This window comes from Gordonia sp. ABKF26, from assembly GCF_041103195.1.
GTDB lineage: Bacteria > Actinomycetota > Actinomycetes > Mycobacteriales > Mycobacteriaceae > Gordonia > Gordonia terrae.
In genome coordinates, this window is the sequence record NZ_JBGCVZ010000003.1 from 1,552,253 (window position 1) to 1,578,283 (window position 26,031).

A 26,031-nucleotide genomic window follows, 5' to 3' on the forward strand; every position below is an offset into this window, starting at 1 on the left:
GGGGAGTGTGTCCCGGCGGCATCGGCGGTCTGTCCCGTCGGGGAAGCCCGATAGGGCAGTTCCCTACTTCCAGGGCACCCGAAGTCCGCCGTCTGCGCCACGTGAGTCCGACCACATACCGGTCCGCCCGGGCGATCCGTCACCCATCGAGGTGTCGGCGGAACCCACGCGTCGGCACAACCGTTGTGTGGCGGCTGCGAGCGGGCTCGGCTCGGGATTCGGGGATCGCGCTACGGCGAGGTGTACTCGCCCCACAGGTCGTCGACGATGTCGGCGGCGTCGGGCGGGAGGCAACTCGCGTCGGGACACGGCCCCGGCGGCATGGGAGTCGGTGCGATCAGGGTGCCGACTGCGGCGGGAAGTGTCAGTCGCGTGGTTGGTGCGGCCGACGGCTTTCCGGTCGGGCCGAGCGTGCCCCATTGTTCGACGCCGTCGACTCCCGGCACGGTGGTGCATCCCCAGTACAGGTCCCAGTCGCCGTCGGGCAGCACGGTGGACCCGGTCGGACCGTCGTCGGATACCTCGAGCGCAACAGTTCTCGTGCCGCCGGGGGCGATCAGAGCCCGCGGGTCAACCGGATTGACGTACCCGAACGGCGGTCGTGAGTCGCTGTTCGCCACCGACCCGGCCGGTAGCCCGAAACATCTTGCACCCGATCACCGCCGCGGACCGGTTCGTAACTGTCACGGTGACCGAGTTGCCCGACACCGAAGGTGTGATCGTGACATCGCCGGGGGCGGCGTGCGCGATCGCGGGGGAGAGGATTGCCGCGGTTTCGCATCCGAGCGCGATGCCCAGGGTGCGGAGCAGGTGTCGTCCGGTCATGGAGTCAGGCCTCTCGAGCTGCTGGTCGGATACCGTCAGGGAACGCGGGCCGACGGGCATCAAAGTACCTGACGATCTGGTGCGTCGTAGGTCGGAACGGGTGTGTCGCCGTTGCCGGCCAATATGCTTTCCATGGCTCCTCCGACGTTGCGGGGTGTCACTTCGACGGAAACTCGGTCACATCTTGGCGACGACCGCCGGTACAAGCAAAGACGGGCACGGATTCTGGCGCCCGCACTCTGCAACTCACTGTCCACAATGACGCGAAACCCGTATGACATCGGGTTCGGATTCCGAACACAAAGTCATACGGATCGCGCGCGAACTACGTCGCGGGCCGGTAGGTGCGGCCGTCGCGAACCCACGTGGGCGGGGTGGTGTCGGCCGCCAGCAGTCGCTTGACCGTCTTGAAGGTGGCGGTCTCGGGGAGCTCGTCGACGAGTCGCACCCGGTGCGGCCACTGCTTGGGGCCGAGATCGTCCTGAGCGGAGAGGAACTCGCCGAATTCGTCGGCCGTGAGCCCGTCGGCGACGAGGACCGCCTCGATCTCGTCACCGATCTCCACCGGTACGCCATGCACCGCGACCTGACGAATCGACGGATGACGCAGCAGGATTCGTTCGATCGGGCCGGTGCCGATGTTCTCCCCGTCGACCCGCAGCCAGTCGCCGAGCCGTCCGGCGAAGTGCAGGAAACCGGCGTCGTCGACCCAGGCGAGGTCGCCGGTGTGGTAGATCCCGCCACGCATGCGGTCGGCGGTGGCGTCGGGATCATTGTGATAGCCGGCGAAAAGGCCGGGGCCCGCGAGGTTCACGATCTCACCGACCGTGCCGACAGGTACGGGCTCGCCGGTATCGACATCGACGACCGCGGTCGGCTCACGCAACGGTCCCAGGGCGTCGTCGGGTGTGTCGGGGGTCCGGGTGATGGCCACCCCGCCCTCGGTGGAGCCGAAACCGTCGACGACGCGGCACCCGAAGCGCTCGGCGAACCGGCACCGGTCGCGGGCTGACGCCTCGTTGCCGTACATGATGCGTAACGAACTCGCGGCGTCGCCGGGGTGCGGCTCGGTGGCGAGGATGTAGTTCATCGGTTTGCCGACGTAGTTGGCATAGGTCACGCCGTATCGATGGACATCCTCGACGAATCCGCGCGCGGAGAAGCTGCGTCGCAACGCGATCGACGCCCCGCCGGCCACCGCGACGCACCACCCGGCGATCATCGCGTTGGAGTGGAACATCGGCATCGACAAGTAGGCGACGTCGCGCGGACCGATGTCGAACCGGTCGGCCAGCATCGGGCCGCTGGTGGCGAAGGTGCGATGCGTACACCGCACCGCCTTCGGATCCCCGGTCGTCCCCGAGGTGAAGATCAGCATCATGAGGTCGTCCGGCGTCGGATCGGCGAGGGGCGCCGGCTCGCTCGTGGCCACCGCGTCCGCCCACTCGGGCGAGTCGACATCGATGACGCGGGTTCCGCCGAGGTCGAGGCCGTCGAGCAGATGCCGGGTGTCGACGCCGCACAACACGACCTGACAGTCGGCGCGGGCGATGTCGGCGGCGAGGGCGTCGCCGCGGCGGGTGGTGTTCAGGCCGACCAGCACGAATCCGTGACGTGCCGCCGCTGCGAACAGTGCGCTGAACTCCGGTGTGTTGGCGAGCAGGACGCCCACGTGGCGCGGGCGGTCCTCCGACAACCGGCTCCGCACCACCCCGGCCCGCAGCGCGGCGTCGACGAGATGATCTGCCCACGAACGGAACCCGCCCTCGAACCAGATCCCGCGATCGTCGACCCCGGTCAGCGGCGCGACGAGATCGGCGACCGTCGAGGCGCGCGTCGGTTCGATCGGCCGGCTCACGCCGGTGTGGCGGCCAGCTCGGCTCCGATGACCCTCACCGACGCGGTGGCCGAGCCGAACGCGAACTCGTTGTGCTTGGCGCGCAGGAAGTAACGATGCACGGGGTGGCTGGTGTCGAGGCCGACACCACCGTGAACGTGCACGGCCGTGTGTGCCACGCGGTGACCGGCCTCCGCCGCCCAGAACTTGGCCGTCGCGATCGCATTCTGCAGCTCCGGGGTGGGTCCGCTCGAATGGTCGAGCAGCCAGGCCGCCTGCGTCGTCGTCAGCGCCAACCCCTGCGCGTCGATGTATCCGTCGGCGAGACGCTGCGCGACCGCCTGGAACGATCCGATGGCGCGGCCGAACTGCTCACGCTCGCGGGCGTATTCGGCGGTGAGCTCGAGTCCGCGCTCGACGATGCCGGTCTGGTCGGCACAACACGCCAGTGTCGCGCGGGCGACCAGCGTCGCGGCGGTGTCCCCTCCGCCGGCGAGAACGGCGTCGCCGTCGACCGGTGTGCCGTCGAATTCGACCTGCGCCGAGGGGATCAATCCGGTGGACGGGGTGGGGGTGACGACGACGCCCGGGGCGTCGGCCGCGACGACCACCGCGACGACACCGTCGGGTCCGGATGCGGTGACCACGAACATGTCCGCGGCCTCGGCATAGGGAACGTCGACCTTGACCCCGGTCAGCGTCCCCTCCGTCGAGAACGTCGTCGTGGGGGAGCCGAGGTCGGTCGCCAGGTCTTCCTCGACGGCAACGGTGAGCACCGAATCGCCGGTGGCGCCGGCAGCGAGGACCCGGCCACGGAGCTGCGCCGAACCGTGCGCGGCGATCACCGGCAGCGCAGCGATCGCATGGGGTCCGAACGGTACGCGGGCCAGCACCCGGCCGAGCTCGGTGGCCACGAGCGCGTTCTCGACGACACCGAGGTCGCCACCGGCATCTCCGACGGCTTCGGCGGTCAGCTCGAGGCCCAGGAGCCCGGCGCCGCCGAGTTCACGCCACAGGTTCGCGTCGAGCGCGGCCCGCGAGGACTCCAGGTCGGCGACGCGCTCGGGAGTGCTGATCGACGTCGCGATGTCGCGGGCCAGTCCACGGACGTCGGCGCCGGATTCGGGAAGCGAGAAATCCATCGGTGCGTCTCCATCTTCGGGGTGCGGTTGTGGTTTCGATACGCCGCGTGCTCGCTGCGCTCGCTCGGGGCTACTCAACCAGCGGGTGGGGCGGGGTGCTTGCTTGGCTCGGTCGGGGTTACCTGCGGCTGGGGCGGGGCAGGTTACCTGCGCTGGTGCGGGAGGCCGAGCGCGAGCATCGCGATGATGTCCCGCTGGACCTCGTTGGTGCCGCCGCCGAAGGTGAGGATCAGCGACGTGCGCTGGTAGCGCTCGAGCCGGCCGTTGAGATGTGCCCCCGTACTGCCGGTGCGCAGGGTCGCGGCGGGACCGACGACCTCCATCAGCAATCGATAGGCTTCGGTGGCGAATTCGGTGCCGTAGACCTTGGTCGCCGACGCATCGGCCGGACTCGGCGACCCGCCGGAGCTGGCGACCGAGGCGATCTTCCAGTTGATCAGCTTCAGGAACTCGACCTTGGCATGGACGCGGGCGAGGTTCTGCTGAACCCACGGCGCGTCGATCACCCGGTGGCCGTCACCGGTCTTGGTCTGCTGTGCCCACGCGACCGTCTCGCGCAGTGCGGTCTGGATCGGCGCCGCGCTGCACAGCGCCACCCGCTCGTGGTTGAGCTGATTGGTCACCAGCGGCCACCCACCGCCCTCCTCGCCGACGATCGACGACGTCGGCACCCGGACGTCCTGGTAGTAGGTCGCGCTGGTGTCGACTCCCGACATGGTGTGCACCGGTGTGTAACTGAAGCCCTCGGCGGTGGTGGGCACGATGAGCATCGAGATGCCCTTGTGCTTCTTCCCGCCGGTTTCCAGCGTCGACGGGTCGGTACGGCAGGCGAGCCAGATGTAGTCCGCATACGCGACCAGGCTGGTCCACATCTTCTGGCCGTTGATGACGTAGTCGTCACCGTCGCGGACCGCGGTGGTCCGCAGGGCCGCGAGATCGGTGCCGGCGCCCGGCTCGGAGTACCCGATCGAGAAGTGCAGCTTGCCCGCCGCGATCCGCGGCAGAAAGTACGCCTTCTGCTCGTCGGAGCCGTAGTTCATGATCGTCGGCGCCACCGAGTTGATGGTGAGGAACGGAACGGGTGCGCCCGCGATCGCGGCCTCGTCGGTGAAGATCAGCTGATCCATCATCGACCGGTTCTGGCCGCCGAACTCGGTGGGCCAGCCCAACGCGAGCCAGCCGTCGGCGCCCATCTGGGCGACGACGTCGCGGTAGGCGTCGCCCTCGCCGAGCTCGCCGTCGCCGCCGGACAGGGCGGCACGACGGTCCTCGGTCATGAGGCCGGAGAAGTAGTCGCGGAGTTCTCTGCGGAGCTCGGCTTGTTGGTCGGTATAGGCGATGCGCATCGACACTCCAAGGGGTGGATCGGCTAGCGTCCGGTCCCGGCTTATGGTCAAGTTGACAGGCGAAGTGCTCGTGCACTTCTGAAACACGTTCTAACCTGTTCTCACAGCCCAGTCAACAGGTGACCCATCGATGAGGAGACGGTTCCGATGCGTATCAAGGCAGATTTCGACCTCTGCGAGTCCAACGCCATCTGTGTCGGGATGGCGCCGGACTTCTTCGACCTGGATGACAACGACTACCTGGTGATTCTTCAAGAGGACATCCCGGCGGACCGCGTCGAGGAACTTCGTCAGGTCGCCGCCAACTGCCCGAAGTCGGCGCTGTCGGTGGTCGAGGACTGACCCCGGCGAAAATGCGGTTCGGTTCCATCCGTTCGTGAATCATGCTAGAACAGGTTCTAGTTTTAGCTCAGGAGGATGTCGGGTGGGTTACTCGTTGGACGGTCGCGTCGCGGTCGTCACCGGTGCAGGTGCAGGTCTCGGTCGCGCGGAGGCCATCGGATTGGCTGCCGAGGGGGCAACGGTCGTCGTGAACGACCTCCCCGCGGCGCTCGAACAGAGCGACGTGATCGACACGATCACGACCGCAGGCGGCCGAGCTGTCGCGGTGGCCGGCGACATCGGCGACTCGGCCACCGCCACCGCCATCATGACGACGGCGACCGACCAACTCGGCTCGCTCGACATCGTCCTGAACAACGCGGGCGTGGTGCGCGACAAGATGCTGTTCAACATGACCGACGACGAGTGGGACCTGGTGATCCGCGTGCATCTGCGCGGTCACTTCCTGCTCACCCGCAACGCCGCGTCGCACTGGCGCGCCGCATCGAAGGCGGCGGGCGGTCCAGTCTACGGCCGGATCATCAACACCGCGTCGGAGGCCGGTCTGCTCGGTCCCGAGGGGCAGGCCAACTACGGGGCGGCGAAGGCGGGTATCACCGCGCTGACGCTGTCGGCATCTCGAGCCCTCAAGCGATACGGCGTGCGTGCCAATGCGATCTGCCCGCGGGCGCGGACGGCGATGACCGCCGCGGTGTTCGGCGACGCGCCCACCGACGGGGTGGATCCCCTCGACCCCGAACACGTCGTGCGGCTGGTGTCCTATCTCGCCGGTCCCGACTCCGACGCGGTCACCGGTCAGGTGTTCGTCGTCTACGGTCCCAAGGTCACGCTGATGGCTGCGCCGACGGTCGACGAGGTCTTCGTGGCCGAGGGCGACGCGTGGGCGGCGGAGGACCTCGCGAAGACCCTGACGGGCCACTTCGCCGACCGCGATCCGGGACGCACATTCTCGGCAAGTGCTCTGGTCAACTGACCAAATCGGCTCGATTGTGCGTGATAGGTTTCGCGATGGTGCGAGGGTGAAGGGGGGCTGGCGGTGCTGAGCAAACTGGCCACACCCTTGAGCGGGATCGGGGATTTCGTTGCGCTCGGGGTCGAGTCGACGCGCGAGTTGTTCCACCGTCCGTTCCAGTGGCGGGAGACCGTCGAACAGTCCTGGGCGATCGCCCGCGTGTCGATGGTGCCGACGCTCCTGGTCGCCATCCCGTTCACGGTTCTCGTCAGCTTCACGCTGAACATCCTGTTGCGCGAGATCGGCGCACAGGACCTGTCGGGTGCGGGTGCCGCGCTGGGCACGGTCACCCAGATCGGCCCGATCGTCACCGTGCTGATCGTCGCCGGGGCGGGCGCCACCGCGATCTGCGCGGATCTCGGCGCCCGGACCATCCGCGAAGAGATCGACGCCATGAAGGTGCTCGGCATCAACCCGATCCACCGTCTGGTGGTGCCGCGCATCGTGGCCTCCACCGGCGTGGCGCTGCTCCTCAACAGTCTCGTGTGCACCATCGGCATCGGCGGCGGGTTCATCTTCTCCGTCTACCTCCAGGACGTGAATCCCGGTGCATTCGTGGCCAACCTGACACTGCTCACCGGGTTCGGCGAGCTGATGATCTCCATGGTCAAGGCGGCTCTGTTCGGTCTGTTCGCCGGCATGGTCGGCTGTTACCAGGGCCTCAACGTCAAGGGTGGCGCGAAGGGCGTCGGCGATGCCGTGAACGAGACCGTCGTGTATTCGTTCATGGCGCTGTTCGTCGTCAACGTCGTCGTCACCGCCGTCGGTCTCAAGGCAACGGCGGGCTGAGCGATGGTACTTCCGTTCACCACCCGGTTCCGCACCGCGCGCGTCGCGGTCAAGCGGGCCGGCGAGGACTGGGATCAGATCGGCGATCAGGCGCTGTTCTATTGGGACAGCGTCGTGTCGATCCCACGTGCGATCAAGCACTACAAGAAGGAGACCCTGCGGCTCATCGCCGAGATCTCCATGGGCACGGGCGCGCTGGCCATGATCGGCGGCACCGTCGTGGTCGTCGGATTCCTGACACTGTTCACCGGCGGGACGATCGCGGTCCAGGGGTACAGTTCGCTGGCCAACATCGGCGTCGAGGCGCTCACCGGCTTCTTCTCGGCGTTCATCAACGTGCGCATCGCCGTCCCGGTGATCTCCGGTATCGCGCTCGCCGCGACCATCGGTGCCGGCGCGACCGCGCAGCTCGGTGCCATGCGCGTCTCGGAGGAGATCGACGCGCTGGAGACGATGGCGATCTCGTCCATCCCGTACCTGGTGTCCACGCGGATCATCGCCGGTCTGATCGCGATCATCCCGCTCTACGCGTTGGCGTCGTTGGCATCGTTCCTCGCGAGCCGGTCGGCGACGGTCTTCCTGTACGGACAGTCGCCCGGCGTCTACGACCACTATTTCGACACGTTCCTCATCCCGTCGGACATCCTGTGGTCGTTCGTGCAGGCGATCTGCATGGCGGTCGCCGTCATGCTGATCCACACCTATTACGGCTACAACGCCTCGGGTGGGCCGGTCGGCGTGGGCGTCGCCGTCGGGAACGCGGTCCGCGCATCGCTCGTTGTTGTGGTCGTGATCACACTCCTGACCTCCCTCGCCATCTACGGCGCCGATGGCAAGTTCAACCTGGCGGGCTGAGTCATGAGCAAGAGACAAGAGCGTTCACGGGCCACCCGCCGAACGGCGGCGGTCGTCATGGTCGCGGTGCTGCTGGCGCTGATCATCGGGGCCAGCGCGTCGTTCCTCGGTGCTTTCAAGGGCACCCAGCAGGTCACCCTCGTGGCTCCCCGGGCCGGCCTGGTGATGAACCCCGACGCCAAGGTCAAGCTGCGCGGGGTCGAGGTGGGGCGCGTCGCGGAGATCACCGAGCGCGGGGGCGATGCGATCCTCACCCTCGACATCGCCGACGGTGACATGGCGAAGATCCCCGCCAACGTGGCCGCCGACATCAAGTCGAACACCATCTTCGGCGCCAAGGCCGTCAACTTCGTGGTGCCCGGCGAGCCGGAGGGCACGCTGACCGCGGGTGCCGAGATCCCCGCCGACCGCGTCGTCGTCGAACTGAACACCGTGTACCAGCAGCTCGTCTCGGTGCTCGCACAGCTGCAGCCGGAGAAACTCAACGCGACCCTCGGTGCGATCAACACGGCGCTGCAGGGTCAGGGCGAGGAGATCGGCGATGCCCTCGAGCAACTGACCACGCTGCTGGGCAAGACCAATCCGCATCTGCCCGCCCTGAACCGACTCTTCCGGGAGGGCGCGACCGTCACCAACGTCTACGCGGATTCGATGCCCGATCTCCTGCGCACCGTCGACAACTTCACCGTTGTCGGGAACACGTTGGTGGACAACACTTCCAACCTCGACGCACTGCTCATCAACGCCACCGGGATGGCCAACACCATCGATGGGGTCATCGCCCCCTCGAAGAAGACGCTCATCGGAGCGCTGTCGGATCTCGATCCCATCGCGGCGCTCCTGGGATACAACGCCCCGGGGATCAAGTGCTTCCTCACCGCGGGCGCGATCGCCTCCGAGGTCGCGGCGCCGTTCCTCGGTGAACGCAACGGCATGCTGATGCTCGACGCGAGCATCCTCCCCGGCAAGGATCCGTATCAATATCCGTACGACCTGCCGCGGGTCGGGGTCGAGGGACCGCCGACGTGCCAGGGCGGACTCAGTGATCCCGCAACCAAGGTGCCGGCACCGTTCTACGTCGGCGACAACGCACCACAGCCCTACCAGCCCAGGACCAAGCCGAAGGCGAACTCGCAGAAGCTGTTCCAGATCCTGTTCGGAGAACCGCCCCGTGGATAACCGCGCTCGCGCGTTCCGCGCGACCCTGATCAAACTGGGTGCCTTCACCGTGGTGATGGTCCTGGTCTTCGTCGCGCTGGTCGTCGTCTTCAGCCGCTATCGGTCCGGCGCGTCGAACGAGTACAGTGCCGTCTTCACCAGTGCATCGGCGATGAAATCGGGCAGCAAGGTCAAGATCGCCGGAGTCGAGGTCGGGTCGGTCGGTGATGTCGAGCTGAACCGCGACAACGATGCCGTCATCACCTTCAGCGTCGACCAGCAGTATCCGCTGCCGGAGTCGGCACGCGCGTTGATCCGATACGAGAACCTCACCGGCGACCGGTATCTCGAGTTGCAGCAGGGGACCGGCAACACGTCGACCTTCCTTGCCGACGGCGCGCAGATCCCGATCGGCCAGACCGAGCCCGCACTCGATCTCGACAAGCTCGTCGGTGGTTTCAAACCACTGTTCCGGACCCTGGACGCCGACGAGGCCAACGCGCTGACCAGTTCGCTGATCGCGGTCTTCCAGGGGCAGGGCGGCGCGTTGAACACGTTGCTGGGCAACACCGCGTCGTTCACCGACTCGCTGGCCGACCGCGACCAGTTGATCGGCGACGTGATCGACAACCTCAACACCACCCTCGCCACCCTCGACGGCGACCGGGAGGGCCTCGACACCAGCGTCGACCTCCTGCAGCAACTCGTCACCGGGCTCGCCGAACAGAAGAGCACCGTCGGCAACGCATTGACGCAGACCTCGCGCGTCACCAACGGTCTCGCCGACCTGTTGGGCACCACCCGGCCGACCCTGCAGTCGATGGTGACCAACACCGGACGGGTCTCGGAGGAGTTGCTGGCCGCGGAACCGTTTGTCCGGAACCTGATCTCGCGACTTCCCGAGGACTACAAGACGCTGTCGAACCTCGGCTCCTACGGCGCCTGGCTGCAGATCTACTTCTGCCGCATCCGGCTGATGCTGCCGGCGCCCGGCGGTCAGACCATCCTGTACACGTCGAACAACGTGATGGGGAACTCGACGACGGCAGGCGGAAGGTGTGACGGCTCATGAGTCTTCCGTTCGGCGGCATGTTCTCGAGCCGTAGATCCGAATCCGACGAGGCCGACGTCGCCCGCGAGCAGAAACGCGGACAGCGGAGTCGCGCACAGGTCGGCGTCATCGGCATCGTCGTGATCGGCCTGGTGGTCATCACCGCGATGCAGATGGACAAGCTGCCCTATATCTCGCCGATCAGCACCTACACCGCCTACTTCGACGACGCCGGCGGACTCACCAAGGGCGACATCGTCTCCGTCTCCGGGGTCCAGGTGGGCACGGTCGAGTCGATCGAACTGGCCGGTACCGACGCCGGGACCAAGGTCAAGGTCGGGTTCCGCATGGACGACACCGTCGAGATGGGGTCGGACTCCCAGGCCGCGATCCGGACCGAGACCGTGCTGGGCCGACGCAATCTCACGGTCATCCCGCACGGGGGCGACCGGATCAAGCCCGGTGGCTCGATCCCGGTCGGCAACACGATCTCGCCGTATTCGCTGCAGGACGCACTCGAAGGAGCGACCGACACCGTCGCCGACACCGACACCGACCAGCTCAACGAGGCGCTCAACACGCTGACGATCACGTTCTCCGAGACACCGGATCAGGTCCAGGGGGCGGTCAACGGTGTTGCGCGGCTGTCGAAAGCGGTCGCCGACCGCGACAAGGAACTGCGGGCGCTGCTCGCCAAGGCCAACCAGGTGAGCAAGATCGTCGGCGACCGCAACGAACAGATCAACCGGTTGCTCATCGACGCCAATGCGCTCGTCGGGGAGATCGAGATGCGGCGCTACGCGCTCAACCAGCTGATCAAGGGAATCGGTGACGTCACCGCTCAGCTGCGGGGCTTCATCGCCGAGAACAACGCGCAGCTGACGCCCGTGCTGCAGAAGTTCGACCGCGTCGCGACGATCCTCACCGACAACGAGAAAGAGCTGAAGGAGACGATCGACCGTCTCGGACCGTTCGCCAACACCCTCGGCGAAGCAGTGGCGTCGGGCCCGAACTTCGATTCCCTCGTCGGCGTGAACACCTTCGGCGACTACACCGCGGTGTTTCTCAACGCCCTGCGCGGTCGGTACCCGCAGCTGTGGCAGTCGCTGATGTACACGGGCAACCCGCTGCTTCCGCAGGGCTGGAGCCTGGGACCTCCAGCGGGGAGCGATACGCCGCGCGGACCACTGCCCAGCCCGACCTATCCCACGCCCGCGCCGACCACGAGGGGGAGGTGACATGACCGTCGGAAGTATGTCCATCGGACGCAAGGTGCTCTTCGGGGTACTCGCCGTGATTCTCGCGGTCGCCCTGGTCCTCGTGGGCTGGAAGGTGTTCACCAAATCCACGACGAACACCTTCACCGCCTATTTCGCCGGCGTCGCCAGCCTCTACAAGGGGGATCCGGTCCGGGTGCTCGGTGTGAACGTCGGCAGTGTCTCGGCGATCACCCCCCGCGAGAACGACGTGAAAGTCGAACTGCGCGTGGACTCCAGCGTCGACATCCCGCAGGACGCGAAGGCCGTCATCGTGGCGCAGAGTCTGGTCTCGGGCCGGTTCGTGCAGCTGACCCCGGTCTATTCGGGCGGGCCGCAGATGTCCGACGGCGCCGACATCCCGATGGACCGCACCGCGGTGCCGATGGAGTGGGACGACATCAAGGCCCAGCTCACCCGACTCACCGAGGCCATCGGCCCGCAAGGGGCCGATCCGGGCTCGGCGGCCAAGGCGGTCAACGTCTTCGACGAGAACCTCGAGGGCAACGGCGAGGCGATCAACGCGTCGATCCGGGAGGTGTCCGACGTGATCGGCACCCTTGCAGCCGGCAGTGGCGACCTGTTCGCCACCATCCAGAGCCTGCAGAAACTCACCGACGCCCTGTCGGGGAGCCACGAGCAACTCGTGCAGTTCAACGGCCGGATCGCCTCGGTCAGTTCCGTTCTCGCGGACAACACGACCGAGCTCGACGAGGCGCTCAAAGGCCTCGACGCGGCGATGACCGATGTGCAGACCTTCATCGACACCAACCAGACGGCGCTGTCGTCATCGGTTGAGCGTCTGGCCGCCAGTACGAAGATCGTGGCGGACAAGGACGAACAGGTGCGTGGCGTACTGCATTCGGCGCCCAACCAGCTCGCGAACTTCTACAACATCTACAACCCGCTTTCGGGATCCCTGTCGGGTGTCTTCGGTTTGGGGATGGGAACAAATCTCATCACTCTGTTGTGCGGAACCATGGAATCGACCAAACGACCCGGCACCACGATGGCCGACGTCGACAAGTGCGTGGAGATCCTCGCGCCCGTCCTGTCGTCGATCTCGATGAACTACCCGCCGTTCCTGACGAATCCGGTGCAGGGTCGCAACGCGACACCGAGTCAGCTCCAGTACCAGGACGCAAGCGTTCGAGCGCGAGCCAATGCCGGTGTGACCCGGGTGGACAACGAGACCCGACGCGACAACCGAGGCAGTCCGCTCGAGGATCTGCTGGTCCCGTTCGGAGGTGACCGATGAGGCCGGCACGCCTGCGCGGCGGGTTGGTCGCCGGTGCGGCCTCCCTCGCGCTGATCCTGGCCGGATGTTCCTTCGACGGCCCCAACTCGCTGCCCGTACCGGGCGCCGAGGGCACCGGTGGTGGTTCCTACGAGATCACCGCCCTGATCCCGTCGGCTGCCGGACTGGTCAACAATGCGCCGGTCCTCATCGACGATGCAACGGTCGGGAGCATCGGCGACATCGAGGTCGAGGACTGGAATGCGCTGGTCACCATCCGCCTCAACGACGGCGTGATCGTCCCGCGCGGGTCGCACGTCATGGTGGGGTTGACCAGTGCGCTGGGTTCGACGCACCTGGAGATCGTGCAGCCGGCCGAGCCCGAAGGCGGCCGCCTCGAAGCGGGCGACCAGATCCCCCTCACCAAATGCCCGGAGCAATCCAACATCGTGACCGACCCGTCGGTGCCCGCGGTGCCCGACATCAATGCGGCACAACAGGTGTCGGCGTGTACCTACCCCAGCACCGAGCAGGTGCTCAGCTCGCTGTCGGTGGTGCTCAACGGCGGCGGTCTGTCCCAGATCGGCGACATCGTGCACGAGATGAGCGAGGTCTTCGGCGGACGTGAGGACCAGATCAAGAAGCTGATCCCGCGACTGAACACACTCGTCGCCGATCTGGATGCGCAGAAGAGCAACATCATCCGGGCCACCGAGGGACTAGACCGGTTGTCGCGCACCATGAACGAGCAGTCCGGCACCATCGAGCGCGCGCTCGACGACAGCCCGCAGATCCTGCAGCTTCTCGTCGACCAGCGTCAGCAGTTCCTGGACACGCTCGGCTCGGTCGCCACTCTGTCGAAGACAGCCAACGACATCCTCGACGCCAACTCCGAGGACATCGTGACGATCGTGGAGGGGATCGAACCGGCCCTCGATCAGCTCCAGGCGGCAGGTCCCGCGATGACGCAATCGCTCAACATCCTGCTGACCTTCCCGTTCTACGAACCGACGATCCGACGAATCGTCAAGGGTGACTACGTGAACTCGGACCTCACGCTCGATCTGACGCTGGAGCGCCTGGACAAGTCGATGTTCGCCAGCCTCGGCGTCACCGGGCCCGAGGGCGTCTTCGGACGTCCCGCCGGCGCCGCCGCGCGCGGGCTGAATCCGTTCATCGCGCCACTCCAACCGGGCGGCGAACGGATGCCCGACTCCGCCGAACCGATTCCGGCGAACATGATTCCGCAGATGCCCGCGGTCACGCCGGTCCCGGCTGCGGGAGGTGGCCGCTGATGAAGATCACGCGATTCGTCCGGATGCAGCTGATGATCTTCGCGATCGTGACCGTGGTCGCGATGGTGGTGATGGCGCTGTTCTACATCCGCATCCCGTCGATGTTCGGGGTCGGCAGCTACCAGGTGCAGCTGCTGCTGCCCACCAGCGGTGGCCTGTATCAGAATGCGAACGTCAGTTACCGCGGCGTGTACGTCGGCAAGGTCGACTCGGTGCAGCTGACCGACTCCGGCGTCGAAGCGGTGCTGACGATCGAGAACAGCGCGGAGATCCCGGCATCGTCGACGGCGTCGGTGCGCAGCGTCTCGGCGATCGGCGAGCAGTTCGTGGAGTTCACACCGGACCCCGAGGCAGGGGAGTCCGGAGGATTCCTGCAGGACGGGGCCACGGTCTCGACCGACCAGGTGCCGGTGGAGATCTCGTCGATGCTCGACCAGGCCGACCGGTTGCTCGCCGAGATCGGTGACACGCGTCTGCGCTCGCTGATGGACGAGGCCTTCGTCGCGTTCAACGGCACCGGCGAGGCGCTTCAGCGACTGCTCGACTCGATGGTCCTGTTCGTCGACGAGGCGAACAAGAACACCGACACGACGATCCAGTTGGTCGAGCAGGGCGCCCCGCTGCTGGCCACCCAATCACGCACGGCCGACGCCATCCGCTCCTGGACCCGGGACGTCACCGCGTTCACCGATCAGCTCCGCGCGAACCGGCCCGAGATCGGCGACATCCTGCGCAAGGGGCCGGCGACCGCGTCGAAGAGCCAGGAACTCTTCGAATCCCTCGGCGCGTCGTACCCGCTGTTGGTCTCGAATCTGGGCACCATCGCCAAGACCCAGGTGGTGTATCTACCGAACTGGAAGCAGGTCCTCGTTCTCTATCCGCGACTGGTCAATTCGTTGATCACGGCACTGAACACCGGCACCAACCGGTTCGGTCCCAACGTGAACTTCTCGCTCGGTTTCCAGGACCGGCCGCCGTGCAACATCGGGTTCCTCCCCAAGGAGGACTGGCGGTGGCCCTCGGAGCAGACCGCTCGCGAACTGCCGCCGGGCATGCTGTGCCGGGTGCCGCAGAACTCCAACATCGCCGTCCGCGGCGCGCGCAACTACCCGTGCGCGGAGTTCCCGGGACGCCGTGCGCCCACTCCGGCGGAATGCGCGACGGGGTATGTGCCGAAGCCGGGTTCGGTCGACCCCTTCCAGAGCGGGCTGCCGTTCGGGTTGAAATGGCAACCGGCGTCCTCCGGTACCGTGACACCGGGCACACCGAAGGACTTCGACGCCGAGCCCGCGGTGTACGCGACGACATACGACCCGGACTCGGGCAACTTCATCGGACCCGACGGAAAGACCTACAACGCCGGGGCCGGCAGCGATGAGCAGGGACAGAGCAGTACATGGCAGACGATGATCAGCGGGACGGTCGCCCCGTGACGCCGGACGGTCCCGGCACGACCTCCCCGGATCGCACGGGCACGGATCGCGCGGGCACGGGTGATCGCCGAAATGCGAAGCGGCCGGTGCGTTCGGCGCCGATCCGGCGCGGGCGTCCGGCAGGGAAGAAGCCGTCGAAGCCGGCCGCGGCGACCCCCGCCGGCGATGTTCCCGCGCCGACGGACGGGCGCACCGACGAGTCGGCGGCCGGAACCGACGAGGTCAGGTCGGACACGACGTCGTCGGTGTCGCTCACCAAGCCGGACGGCGAGTCCGGCGCTGAGGCGGGCGCCGGCGCGGTGCCCGCCATCGCGCCCGACCCGTCCGAGGTCGAGAAGACGGTCGGTTACCGTGAGCGTCGACGCGCCCGGACGGCAGCCGCCTCGTCGGCCGCGCAGGCGCCGAAAGCCAAGCGCCGCATCAGGTACCGCGGAACCGGTCAACGCTCGCCACGGACGATCGTAGGTGTCGTGGTGGCACTCGTGGTCATCGTCGTGTGCGCCATCGCGTCCGTGGTGTTCGCGCTCGGTATCGCCCGCCAGGACCGCACCGACGACCTGCGAGCCGAGTACTCGGCCTTCGCGTCACAGGTCCTCGTGAACCTCACCAGCATGAACCCCGACACCGTCGACCAGACCCTCACCTCGGTGCAGGAGGACACGAGCGGCAAGGTCAAGCAGGAGGTGGAGAACAACATCCAGCAGGTCGCTGCCCTGGTCCGCGACGGCAAGCTGGAGACCCGGTCGCTGATCCTCAGTTCTGCGGTCACCAAGGCCGAACCCGACGAGGGCTCGGTCATCATGGTGTTCGGCTGGCACCAGCGATCTCTCGACGGCGAGGTGCCGTCGCAGGAGAAGGTGTTCCGGTGGCGTGTGGACATGACGCGCATCAACGGGGACCTGAAGATGACCGACTTCGAGTGGGTGGCGTGATGGCGTCCGGGTCCGCACCGACCTCGCGTTCGCGATTCGCGATGGGCAAAGGGCGTCTGGGTCTGATCGCACTCGGGGTGGTGCTGGTCGCCGCGGTCGTGGTCACGGCGTTCCTCGGGTTCCGCTTCACCCAGGGTCGCGCCGTCGAGGACGCGCGGGCGTCGTCGCTGGCGGCGGCTCGCGACTATGCGACGACGATGTTCGGGTACAACGCCGAGAACGTCACCGAGCACATCGATCAATCGATGAGCGTGCTCACCGGTCCGGCGAAGCCGGAGTACACGAAGCTGATCACCGACAACAATCTCGCCGCCGAGGTACGCAAGCAGTCGGTCGTGTCCGAGGTGACGATCCAGGACGCGGGCGTGGTGACCAACACCGCGGACACCTCGCAGGTCCTGATCTTCATGAACCAGTCGGTGACCCGAGGCAACAAGGAACTCGTGAGCATCAACCCGTCGCGGCTGACCTTCGACATGAAACGCGACGGCGACCGCTGGATGATCAACTCCATCGAGGTCATCACCGACGACACCTTCCGCTCGAAGATCGAGGTCGTGGAGTCGCTACCGCCCGACGCGAAGCCGGTGCCCGGCCCGAGTTCGGCGTCGCCCGCGGCGACGCCGACGCCGGCGCCCGGCCCGGCCGGAGCGCCGGTGCCCACCCCCTGACCGGGTTAATCCGTTGCGGCCCGCCGGAATCGGGCGTACGTTCGCGGGTACACAAGGAAGGAGGTGGTCTGATAGTGATTTCTCATCGGACATGTGAGGTGACCATCCGTTAGCAGTTGACCGTGTGGCATTCGTGTCGCACCGAGGCGGGACTCCACCCGTCGGTCGGCGCAAGCGAATACCAGGTGGTCACCCGGCCCCCGCATCCCGACCCGGTCCGGTCGGCGCAGGCCCATCGAGGGCGATGCGGGGGCCGTTCCATGTCCGGGGTGCACGGAGTGGATACCCATACAGGGTAGAAGTAGTCCTGGCGCTGGTACCCCTGGGGGGTATAGTCTCGGGTCATGAACACGCATCATGACCATCCACGTGCAGCGGCGTCGCCCACCGCGGACCACGCACATCGCGCTCAGCCCGCACACGGGCACGGCGGCCACGATGAGCACGCCGACCATGGCGGTCACGGGGACCACGTCGAGCAGTTCCGGCGACTGTTCTGGATCATGCTCGTCCTGGCGGTCCCGACCGTCGGCTTCAACGACATGTTCGCCGACATCCTGGGCTACGGGCTGCCCGACGCCGACTGGGTGCGATGGGTGTCGCCGCTCTTCGGCACCGTGCTCTACCTGTGGGGCGGACGTCCGTTCCTCGCCGGCGCAGCCGGCGAGATCCGTTCTCGTCGTCCGGGGATGATGCTCCTGATCGCCCTGGCGATCACCGTCGCCTTCGTCGCCTCCTGGGGCTCGACGCTGCATCTGTTCGGCCACGAGCTGAACTTCTGGTGGGAGCTGGCGCTGCTCGTGGTGATCATGCTGCTGGGTCACTGGATCGAGATGCGTTCACTGGCCCGGACGACATCGGCCCTCGACTCACTCGCCGCGCTCCTCCCGGACGAGGCCGAGAAGGTCGACGGGGGCGAGATCATCACGGTGGCGCCCGCTGTCCTGGTCGTCGGCGACGTGGTCATCGTCCGGCCCGGGGCATCCGTGCCCGCCGACGGCGCCATCATCGACGGCTCCGCGAACATGGACGAGTCGATGGTCACCGGGGAGTCCGCCCCCGTCCGGCGGGAGATCGGCGACGTCGTGGTCGCCGGTACCGTCGCGACCGACTCCGGATTGCGGGTCCGCGTGACCGCGACCGGCGACGACACCGCCCTGGCCGGTATCGGGCGTCTGGTTGCCGACGCGCAGGCCTCCTCATCGCGCGCTCAGCGGCTCGCCGACACCGCGGCCGGGTGGTTGTTCTGGTTCGCTCTCGGCGCCGCGGTGGTGACCGCGATCGTCTGGACCGCGGTCGGGTCGCCCGACGACGCCGTCGTCCGCGCGATCACGGTGCTGGTCATCGCGTGTCCTCATGCGCTGGGTCTGGCGATCCCCCTCGTCGTCTCCATCGCCACCGAGCGGGCCGCCCGCGGTGGGGTCCTGATCACGGACCGGCTCGCGCTCGAGTCGATGCGCAATGTCGACGCCGTGCTCTTCGACAAGACCGGCACCCTGACCAAGGGGGAGCCGACCGTCCTCGAGGTCGAGCCGGCCCCGGGACAGGATCGGCGTCGGGTGCTGACCCTCGCGGCCGCCGCGGAGGCGGCCAGTGAACACCCGCTGGCCTCGGCGATCATGCGCGCGGCACGGGCCGAGGGAATCGAACTCCCGGCCGCACAGGGCTTCTCCTCGTCACCTGCGGTGGGTGTGTCCGCGTCCGTCGACGGGCACGCGGTGCGAGTGGGCGGGCCCAACCTGCTCGACGAACAGGGCCTCGACGAACTCCCCGTCGCGTCGTCGTGGCGTGAGCAGGGGGCGATCATCCTGCATGTGCTCGTCGACGAGCGTGTCGCAGGGGCGATCCGGCTCGCCGACGAGGTCCGTCCGGAGTCGCGTGCGGCCGTGGACGAACTCCATGCCCTCGGTGTGCAGGTCGTGATGATCACCGGCGACGCGCAGGCCGTGGCCGACGACGTCGCCGGCCGGCTCGACATCGATCGCGTCTACGCCGGGGTCCGGCCCGAGGACAAGGCGGCCACTGTCGCCGAACTCCAGCGCGAGGGACATCGCGTGGCGATGGTCGGCGACGGGGTCAACGACGCGCCCGCCCTCGCGCAGGCCGACGTCGGCATCGCCATCGGCGCCGGGACCGACGTGGCTATCGGTTCGGCCGGGGTCATCCTCGCCTCGTCCGATCCGCGATCGGTCCTGTCGGTCATCGAGCTGTCGCGCGCGAGCTACCGGAAGATGGCGCAGAACCTCTGGTGGGCAGCGGGTTACAACCTCGTCTCGGTACCGCTGGCCGCCGGCATCCTGGCGCCGATCGGTGTCGTCCTGCCGATGAGTGTCGGCGCCATCCTGATGTCCGCGTCGACGGTGGTGGTGGCGCTGAACGCGCAGCTGCTGCGTCGACTCGATCTGCGACCCGGCTCCGTGGGAGCGCGCTCCGGGCGCAGGTAGACAGGACGTGGTTGCCGGTGACCAGCGTGGTGATTCGCGTAGCGCAGTACTCGCGAGACCGGGGCGTGGAAGCGCTGGAATGGGAACACAGCGAGTCCACGGCGCCCGTCGGGGTGCCGAGAGGAGAAGGTGCGATGGTGGCCACGAGTATCGCCACGGTGGTCGGGGAGGCGAACCCCGGTCGCCATCAACCCGGGGTGGGCGAACAGTACTGGGGTCCGGGCGATCCGGACTTCGGAACGGCGGTGGCACCCCGCTTCGAGTTCGCCGATCCGCACGCCGCCGGGTTGTTCCACGCCAAGGGCAGGTCCGGCGACTTCGGTGAGCGCGTCACCATCGGCAACCGTGGCGAGCGCGATGCGGCCGTCGTGGTCCTGCTCGCGGACGGTCGCACATATCTCGACATCCTGATCCCCGGTTCGGAAGCCCCTCTGCCGGAGGGGGATTCGCTCACCTACGTCCAGGCGCCGCGCACCGCCGACGGCCGGCCGGTCCTGTACGGCGCGGTGTGGGTGCGAGACGGACGGGTGATGCCGGTGACGCTGCCGATCCCCACCCGGCACGAGTTCCTCGACCACCTGTACCTCACTCCGTGGAGTCCGGAGTGGAACGGCGGTGTCTCGGGCCGACAGATTCTCGACGCCGCGGCGGCGGGCATCTCGTATCAGTACCGGACGGGCGGTTCGACGTTCCTCGTGCGCAATTCCGGCCGCGACTGGATCGGTGTGGTGCATCGATCCGGTGCCGACCTCACCTTCGTCGAGTGTCCGCCGGGAGGCCGCGTCGGTTTCGACCTGTCCCCGCATTCCGCGCGCGCCGAGGTGTTCTCGGTGGTCGGACGCCGCATCGGCGGCACGGCGGGGCACGGACCGTACATGTCGCGGTCGGGAACGGTGCATCCCGGGTGGGCGGGGCGCCCGGGTGAGGCAACCGCGTACGGGTCCGTCGTCGTCATGCTCGGATCGCCCGTCTACAGCGCACTGCCGAAACGGAATCTCTACATGGCGTTCTCGGATCGGCGACCCTTCGAGGCTCGCTTCGCTCGCACCTCAGGGAGCAGGGGGCCGCGCCGCCGAACTGGGGCGAGTGTGCGGGGCGCAGGGAGCGTCGATGAGGGGGATCAGCCGACGTGGCGGCGGAGCTTGGCGGACAGCCGCGGCGTGAGATCGCCGTCGGCGTCGACGCGCTCCTCGACATAGGCGAGGTCGCCGTCGGCGACGAGGCCGTACAGACGTTTGGCACCGCCGGTGCGCCGGCCCGACTCGGCCTTGATGACGACGTCGGTGGCGAGTTCCCAGGTGGTCTGGTTCAGCGGGGTGCCGTAGAAGAGTTCGACGGAACCCTCGGCGTGGGCGAGCAGCAGTTCGATGGTGTCGTCCTCGCCGATCCGCCAGAATCCGGATTCGCGGAGGTCGGGCCGTTGGTAGGCGGCGTCCTCGTCGATCAACCACGAGCGGGACTCCCAGGCGAGGAAGTTCTGACCGTCGTGCGAGACCACGACCTGCTGCGCGAAGTGATAGTCGGTGTCGGTCTCGGGATCGTGCCCCTCGCCGTCGCCACGCCACACACCGACGAGCGGCAAGAGTGCGAGCAGGCCCGGATGCAGATCGGCCCCGAGACGGAGATTGGCGGTGTCGGCGGGAAGCGGCAGATCGTCCCACGTGGGGACGTTGCGTTCACGGCTGCCGGACTCCACGGCCCGGGCCTCGGCCTGATTGATCGCCTCGTCACCGGACCGGCGGGATTCGGAGACGGCATCTGTCGACCCGTCGCCGGACGGCTCCGGGGCGGGTGGGCCGTCGGCCGTGGTGCCGCCGGGTGGGGACGTCACGACTCGTCGGTCACCAGGCGGTACAGGGTGTAGACACCGAACCAGGTGATCAGCACGGCGGCCAGGATCAGCAGGATTTCGAAGAAGAGGACCACGAGGGAAATTCTAACCCCGGCCCGGCCCGGACGTTTCGCGGGGCCGGAACGAGACAGCCCGGTCACCGCGGATGCGGTGACCGGGCTGCCGGGACGAACTGGCCGTCACTGTGGAGACGATGTCTCCGGCGTCACTTCGAGACGGTGATGTCCTTCTCGTGGATGCCGGGGCCCTCGGGGCTGATCGTCACGTCGCCGTTGCCGACGGCGGACAGGGCGCGCAGCGTCCAGGTGCCGGGGGCGGCGAAGAAACGGAAGTCGCCGGTGGGCGAGGCCACGACCTCGGCGGTGAACTCACCGGTGGAGTCGAGCAGACGCACGAAGGCGCCGGCGACGGGCGAACCCGAGCCGTCGGTGACCTGTCCGGTCAGGACGACCTCCTTCTCGACGTCGACGCCCGCGGGCAGCTTCTGTCCCTGCTTGGGTGCAGCACACATATCTCTTACTTTCCTTCTCCGAGTTCGATCGGGACGCCGATCAGCGAGCCGTATTCGGTCCAGCTGCCGTCGTAGTTCTTGACGTTCTGGTGACCGAGCAGTTCCTTGAGGACGAACCAGGTGTGGCTCGAACGCTCGCCGATGCGGCAGTAGGCGATGGTGTCCTTCGAGCCGTCGAGGCCGGCCTCACCGTAGAGCTCGGCGAGTTCCTCGTCCGACTTGAAGGTGCCGTCCTCGTTGGCAGCCTTGCTCCACGGCACGCTGATGGCGCCGGGGATGTGGCCGGGCCGCTGGCTCTGCTCCTGCGGCAGGTGAGCCGGCGCCAGGATCTTGCCCGAGAACTCGTCGGGGCTGCGCACGTCGACCAGGTTCTTGACGTTGATGGCGTCGACGACCTCGTCGCGGAACGCGCGGATGCTCAGGTCGGGCTCGCCGGCCTTGTAGGTCGTGGCCGGACGGCTGACGGAGTCGGACGACAGCGGACGGCCGTCGAGTTCCCACTTCTTGCGGCCACCGTCGAGGAGCTTGACGTCGTTGTGGCCGTACAGCTTGAAGTACCAGTATGCGTAGGCGGCGAACCAGTTGTTGTTGCCGCCGTAGAGGATCACGGTGTCGTCGTTGGCGATGCCGCGCTCGGACAGCAGGGCGCCGAACTGCTCGGCGTCGACGAAGTCGCGGCGGACAGGATCCTGCAGGTCGGTCTTCCAGTCGAGCTTGACGGCGCCGGCGATGTGCCCGCCGTCGTAGGCCGAGGTGTCCTCGTCGACCTCGACGAAGACGGTCTTGTCGGCATTGAGGTTCTGCTCAGCCCATTCGGTGCTGACCAGGACGTCGGAACGTGCCATGGCGGTGTCCTTTCCGGTGCATTTGTGATGGTCGTCGATCAGATGGTGGAGGTGGAGACAGTGAGACGCGAGAAGGATTCCCGCGTTCTCGGCGGAGGTGATGAGCGCGGGTGACGGCGCACGGAATCGAGGAATCGATACCTCGGTGGAGACGCCCCCGTACTCATCGACGGTGTGGGCGACCGGCTGCCAACGCAGCGCGGGTGGTCACACCGTCAACGGCGAGTGCGACAACAACAGTCGGCGACACGACAGAAGTCGATCGCCCGGCGTCGTGTGAGCAGATACTCACGGCGCTGCTGCATGCCCACGAGGGTACAACAGAGTCGATCGGGCCCCCAACGGCCGGGGTCCTTTGGCGCCCGCATCCCCGACAACCGTCTGAACTGCTCAGAGTCTGTTCGGGTGACCGTCAGAAGCGGTCGGGTCGGACCGCGGCCGGGCCGGAATCGCCGACCAGCTGGACGTCCCCGCCGAAACTCTCCGCGCGCTCGGCCGCGACGTCCCAGGCCATGGGCAGTCGGGGGAGGGTCATGCTGAACCGGTCGAGAACCGCGGCGCGCATGTCGGGCGCGATCTCGGCCTCGACGTGGCGTTCGGGGCCGGTGTAGAAGCCGGTGGCCCGGATGTCCAGTGCGCCGTCGACCACGCCGAGGTCGACGGACACGCTCACGCGCACCTTCGGTCCGTCGTAGGCCGACGCCGACGGTGGCTCGGCGGGATCGAGTCCGTCGCCCGGCGGCAGCGCGACGGTGCCGGTGAACACGACGCCGCTGGTGCGGCTGACGGTGCCGTCCTGAGGGCCGCCCGCACCGGCCTTGCCGTCCGGCCCTGGCGTGCTCACGGTGAGGTCGACGATGCGCAGATACCGCGCCAGGGTGACGGCGTCGAGGCGGGTGTAGGCCGAGATCGAGCTGGTGTGGAGAACATCACTCGCGGTAAAACCGCTGCCGTCGGCGACGTCGAACGGGCCGAGAGCGGCCCCCAACTCGCCGCGGCAGACGCCGCGGGCGGGCTCACAGCCGGCAAGCTCGACGCCCCGTGCGGCGATGGTGGCGCCCGCGAAGTGGCCGGCGGACGACTGGGAGGTGAACGGGAACCCGGCGATGGTGACCTCGGGATCGACAGTCACGCGGGGGGATTGGGCGATGGCGCGGGAGAGCTGGTGTTCACCGCGGACTGCGGCCGCGACGTCGACGCCGACCGCGACCCCCGTTGCGGCGAGCGCGGCGACAACGCCGATGACAAGCACTTTCCGGATGCGCGGCATGCTCGGCCGATCACCCTCCCCGTCGTCGTCATCCGGCGGTCGAGGTCGCCTTGTTAACAGCCAACCGCCCCGGTGGCGCTATTCTGTCACCTATCCCGCACACGTTGGTAAGGCGGCGTAAACAATCGCCGAGCGCAGGTGTGGGTGGCGTTCACGTCGTGGTGAGCGATCTGGATGGTCCGGGACGGGGACGAACGAGATCGGAGTGCTGGGTGGATCTCTTGTTGTTGACGGCCGACCCGAATCCGGAGTCGGTCTTGCCGTCGCTGTCGCTGCTCGCGCATACGGTACGGACCGCTCCGACCGAGGTGTCGTCACTCATGGAGGCGGGCAACGCCGATGTCGCGCTGGTCGACGCGCGCGCCGACCTCGCGGCGGCTCGCGGACTGTGCCGTCTGCTGGGCAGCACCGGCTCCTCGGTGCCGGTCGCGGCGGTGCTGACCGAGGGTGGGCTGGTCGCGGTCAACGCGGACTGGGGCATCGACGAATTCCTGCTGCCGGGTACCGGCCCGGCCGAGCTCGACGCCCGGCTGCGCCTGCTCGTGGTGCGTACCCGCGGGGTCGCTGCGGAGGAGTCCTCGGGCAAGGTCACGCTGGGTGAACTCGTCATCGACGAGGGGACCTACACCGCGCGCCTGCGCGGACGTCCGCTCGACCTGACCTACAAGGAGTTCGAACTCCTGAAGTACCTGGCGCAGAACGCCGGTCGCGTGTTCACCAGGGCTCAGCTGCTGCAGGAGGTCTGGGGGTACGACTTCTTCGGCGGCACCCGCACCGTCGACGTGCACGTCCGGCGCCTCCGCGCCAAGCTGGGCAGCGAGCACGAGTCGCTGATCGGCACCGTGCGCAACGTCGGGTACAAGGCAGTACGCCCGACGCGCGGTCGCGCGGCCGCGGCGGCGGACACCGACCTGTCCGACGACGAGCCTGCGGGACCGGCCGGGTCCGGCCCCGACGACTTCGACGGTGCCCTGGATGGTCCCGACCCCTTCGACGAGGAGTTCAGTGCAAGCGCCGGGAACTGATCGCATCCAGATCCATCAGGGCGCGCTGCCCGACGACGTGGCGGACTTCGCTCGTCGTCTGGTCCGCGACGCGACCACGGCCGACGGCGTCGCACCGCTGTCGGAAGGTGCGGTCACGGCGATCGACGCCCCCGACGGGTCGCCGACCGTCCATGTCTGGTCAGGAGCGGGTTACGCCGTCATCGTCCCGGGCCGTGACGGTGAGCCTGCGATGATCGAGGCGGTCGTCGACCCGGCGCATCGGCGTGAGGGGCGCGGCCGGAGGTTGCTCGATGCGGCGTTCGGTGCCGCACCCGTTCCCGAGTCGGGGGCCGGCGTGCGGGTGTGGGCGCACGGCGACCTGCCCGGTGCGGTGGCGCTCGCGGCATCGATGGGCCTGACGAAGCGCCGTGAGCTCCTGCAGTTGCGCCGTCCGGTGGGGGCAGGTCACGAACTCCCCGAACTGGTCGTCGACCCGACCGTCGAGCTGCGGACCTATGCCGGGTCGTCCGACGACGCCGAGATCCTGCGCGTGAACAACGCCGCCTTCGACTGGCATCCCGAGCAGGGCGGCTGGTCGCCGGAGCAGATCCGGGAACGGGTCGAGGCCGACTCTTTCGACCCGGAAGGTCTGTTCCTCGCCGTCGACCGTGCCGGCGATGACGACACCGGCAGGCTCCTCGGCTTCCACTGGACCAAGCGGCACGATGCCGATCTCGGTGAGGTCTACATCGTCGGGGTCGATCCCGCCGCTCAGGGGCGCGGGCTCGGCCGTCTGCTGACGCTTGCCGGACTGCATCACCTTGCGCGCGCGGGAGTCTCGGAGATCAACCTCTACGTCGAGGGCGACAACACCGCCGCGCTGCACACCTACGAGCGCCTCGGGTTCACCCGATACGCCGTCGACGTCGCCTACGGCTGAGT

Annotated in this window: 24 protein-coding genes; 16 read left to right on the forward strand and 8 right to left on the reverse strand. The window is 67.8% G+C overall.

What is annotated here, in order from left to right:
- Window positions 1-230: 230 nt before the first annotated feature.
- The 4 genes from AB4Z55_RS07610 to AB4Z55_RS07625 form a co-directional block, all read right to left on the reverse strand.
- Window positions 231-620, reverse strand: coding sequence for a hypothetical protein (locus tag AB4Z55_RS07610; protein ID WP_369519479.1), 390 nt, complete (start codon window positions 618-620; stop codon window positions 231-233).
- 530 nt (window positions 621-1,150) lie between these two features.
- Window positions 1,151-2,683, reverse strand: a complete 1,533-nt coding sequence (locus AB4Z55_RS07615) for a long-chain-fatty-acid--CoA ligase (protein WP_369519480.1) — start codon at window positions 2,681-2,683, stop codon at window positions 1,151-1,153.
- Window positions 2,680-3,804, reverse strand: a complete 1,125-nt coding sequence (locus tag AB4Z55_RS07620; protein WP_239403504.1) for an acyl-CoA dehydrogenase family protein — start codon at window positions 3,802-3,804, stop codon at window positions 2,680-2,682. The genes AB4Z55_RS07615 and AB4Z55_RS07620 overlap by 4 nt, the downstream gene beginning before the upstream one ends.
- Before the next feature lie 143 nt (window positions 3,805-3,947).
- Window positions 3,948-5,150 (reverse strand): acyl-CoA dehydrogenase family protein, encoded by a 1,203-nt coding sequence (locus AB4Z55_RS07625; protein ID WP_354560896.1) that lies wholly within the window; start codon window positions 5,148-5,150, stop codon window positions 3,948-3,950.
- Window positions 5,151-5,297: 147 nt separating this feature from the next.
- On the opposite strand from AB4Z55_RS07625, the gene AB4Z55_RS07630 reads away from it, so the two are divergent.
- From AB4Z55_RS07630 to AB4Z55_RS07695, 14 genes are all read left to right on the forward strand, one after another.
- Window positions 5,298-5,492, forward strand: coding sequence for a ferredoxin (locus tag AB4Z55_RS07630; protein ID WP_004022043.1), 195 nt, complete (start codon window positions 5,298-5,300; stop codon window positions 5,490-5,492).
- A gap of 82 nt (window positions 5,493-5,574) precedes the next feature.
- On the forward strand, window positions 5,575-6,465 hold the full coding sequence (locus tag AB4Z55_RS07635) for a 3-oxoacyl-ACP reductase (protein WP_004022042.1): 891 nt from the start codon (window positions 5,575-5,577) through the stop codon (window positions 6,463-6,465).
- Window positions 6,466-6,528: 63 nt separating this feature from the next.
- A complete protein-coding gene (locus AB4Z55_RS07640; RefSeq protein WP_004022041.1) occupies window positions 6,529-7,293 on the forward strand; it encodes an ABC transporter permease in 765 nt (254 codons plus the stop codon).
- A 3-nt stretch (window positions 7,294-7,296) separates the two neighbouring features.
- A complete protein-coding gene (locus AB4Z55_RS07645) occupies window positions 7,297-8,148 on the forward strand; it encodes an ABC transporter permease (RefSeq protein WP_004022039.1) in 852 nt (283 codons plus the stop codon).
- Window positions 8,149-8,205: 57 nt separating this feature from the next.
- On the forward strand, window positions 8,206-9,327 hold the full coding sequence (locus AB4Z55_RS07650) for an MCE family protein (protein ID WP_058253574.1): 1,122 nt from the start codon (window positions 8,206-8,208) through the stop codon (window positions 9,325-9,327).
- Window positions 9,320-10,378, forward strand: a complete 1,059-nt coding sequence (locus AB4Z55_RS07655; RefSeq protein WP_058253549.1) for an MCE family protein — start codon at window positions 9,320-9,322, stop codon at window positions 10,376-10,378. The genes AB4Z55_RS07650 and AB4Z55_RS07655 overlap by 8 nt, the downstream gene beginning before the upstream one ends.
- On the forward strand, window positions 10,375-11,595 hold the full coding sequence (locus AB4Z55_RS07660) for an MCE family protein (RefSeq protein WP_058253548.1): 1,221 nt from the start codon (window positions 10,375-10,377) through the stop codon (window positions 11,593-11,595). Before AB4Z55_RS07655 ends, AB4Z55_RS07660 begins: the two co-directional genes overlap by 4 nt.
- Window position 11,596: 1 nt before the next feature.
- Window positions 11,597-12,871, forward strand: coding sequence for an MCE family protein (locus AB4Z55_RS07665; RefSeq protein ID WP_248643471.1), 1,275 nt, complete (start codon window positions 11,597-11,599; stop codon window positions 12,869-12,871).
- A complete protein-coding gene (locus AB4Z55_RS07670; protein ID WP_248643470.1) occupies window positions 12,868-14,145 on the forward strand; it encodes an MCE family protein in 1,278 nt (425 codons plus the stop codon). Before AB4Z55_RS07665 ends, AB4Z55_RS07670 begins: the two co-directional genes overlap by 4 nt.
- On the forward strand, window positions 14,145-15,578 hold the full coding sequence (locus AB4Z55_RS07675; protein ID WP_004022033.1) for an MCE family protein: 1,434 nt from the start codon (window positions 14,145-14,147) through the stop codon (window positions 15,576-15,578). Before AB4Z55_RS07670 ends, AB4Z55_RS07675 begins: the two co-directional genes overlap by 1 nt.
- Window positions 15,575-16,510: a hypothetical protein gene (locus AB4Z55_RS07680; RefSeq protein WP_354561288.1), complete on the forward strand. Its 936-nt coding sequence runs from the start codon at window positions 15,575-15,577 to the stop codon at window positions 16,508-16,510. The genes AB4Z55_RS07675 and AB4Z55_RS07680 overlap by 4 nt, the downstream gene beginning before the upstream one ends.
- Window positions 16,510-17,181, forward strand: a complete 672-nt coding sequence (locus tag AB4Z55_RS07685; RefSeq protein WP_354560893.1) for a hypothetical protein — start codon at window positions 16,510-16,512, stop codon at window positions 17,179-17,181. The genes AB4Z55_RS07680 and AB4Z55_RS07685 overlap by 1 nt, the downstream gene beginning before the upstream one ends.
- Window positions 17,182-17,525: 344 nt before the next feature.
- A complete protein-coding gene (locus AB4Z55_RS07690) occupies window positions 17,526-19,625 on the forward strand; it encodes a heavy metal translocating P-type ATPase (RefSeq protein ID WP_354560891.1) in 2,100 nt (699 codons plus the stop codon).
- 26 nt (window positions 19,626-19,651) lie between these two features.
- Window positions 19,652-20,824 carry a hypothetical protein gene (locus AB4Z55_RS07695; RefSeq protein WP_369519481.1) on the forward strand — a complete coding sequence of 391 codons (1,173 nt, stop codon included), beginning with the start codon at window positions 19,652-19,654 and terminating at the stop codon, window positions 20,822-20,824.
- On the opposite strand, the gene AB4Z55_RS07700 is transcribed toward AB4Z55_RS07695, so the two are convergent.
- From AB4Z55_RS07700 to AB4Z55_RS07715, 4 genes are all read right to left on the reverse strand, one after another.
- Complete coding sequence (locus tag AB4Z55_RS07700; RefSeq protein WP_354560888.1) at window positions 20,746-21,456, reverse strand: FABP family protein; 711 nt, start codon at window positions 21,454-21,456, stop codon at window positions 20,746-20,748. The two genes, AB4Z55_RS07695 and AB4Z55_RS07700, sit on opposite strands and share 79 nt — an antisense overlap.
- A gap of 226 nt (window positions 21,457-21,682) precedes the next feature.
- Complete coding sequence (locus tag AB4Z55_RS07705; RefSeq protein ID WP_004022024.1) at window positions 21,683-21,988, reverse strand: DUF1416 domain-containing protein; 306 nt, start codon at window positions 21,986-21,988, stop codon at window positions 21,683-21,685.
- Window positions 21,989-21,993: 5 nt separating this feature from the next.
- On the reverse strand, window positions 21,994-22,833 hold the full coding sequence (locus AB4Z55_RS07710) for a sulfurtransferase (RefSeq protein ID WP_004022023.1): 840 nt from the start codon (window positions 22,831-22,833) through the stop codon (window positions 21,994-21,996).
- A gap of 412 nt (window positions 22,834-23,245) precedes the next feature.
- Complete coding sequence (locus tag AB4Z55_RS07715; protein ID WP_354560886.1) at window positions 23,246-24,103, reverse strand: DUF2993 domain-containing protein; 858 nt, start codon at window positions 24,101-24,103, stop codon at window positions 23,246-23,248.
- Between the two features lie 212 nt (window positions 24,104-24,315).
- Here AB4Z55_RS07715 and AB4Z55_RS07720 point away from each other — a divergent pair, with 212 nt between their 5' ends.
- Window positions 24,316-25,128, forward strand: coding sequence for a response regulator transcription factor (locus tag AB4Z55_RS07720; protein WP_354560885.1), 813 nt, complete (start codon window positions 24,316-24,318; stop codon window positions 25,126-25,128).
- Window positions 25,109-26,029, forward strand: coding sequence for a mycothiol synthase (gene mshD / locus AB4Z55_RS07725; RefSeq protein ID WP_354560883.1), 921 nt, complete (start codon window positions 25,109-25,111; stop codon window positions 26,027-26,029). The genes AB4Z55_RS07720 and mshD overlap by 20 nt, the downstream gene beginning before the upstream one ends.
- Window positions 26,030-26,031: the final 2 nt, after the last annotated feature.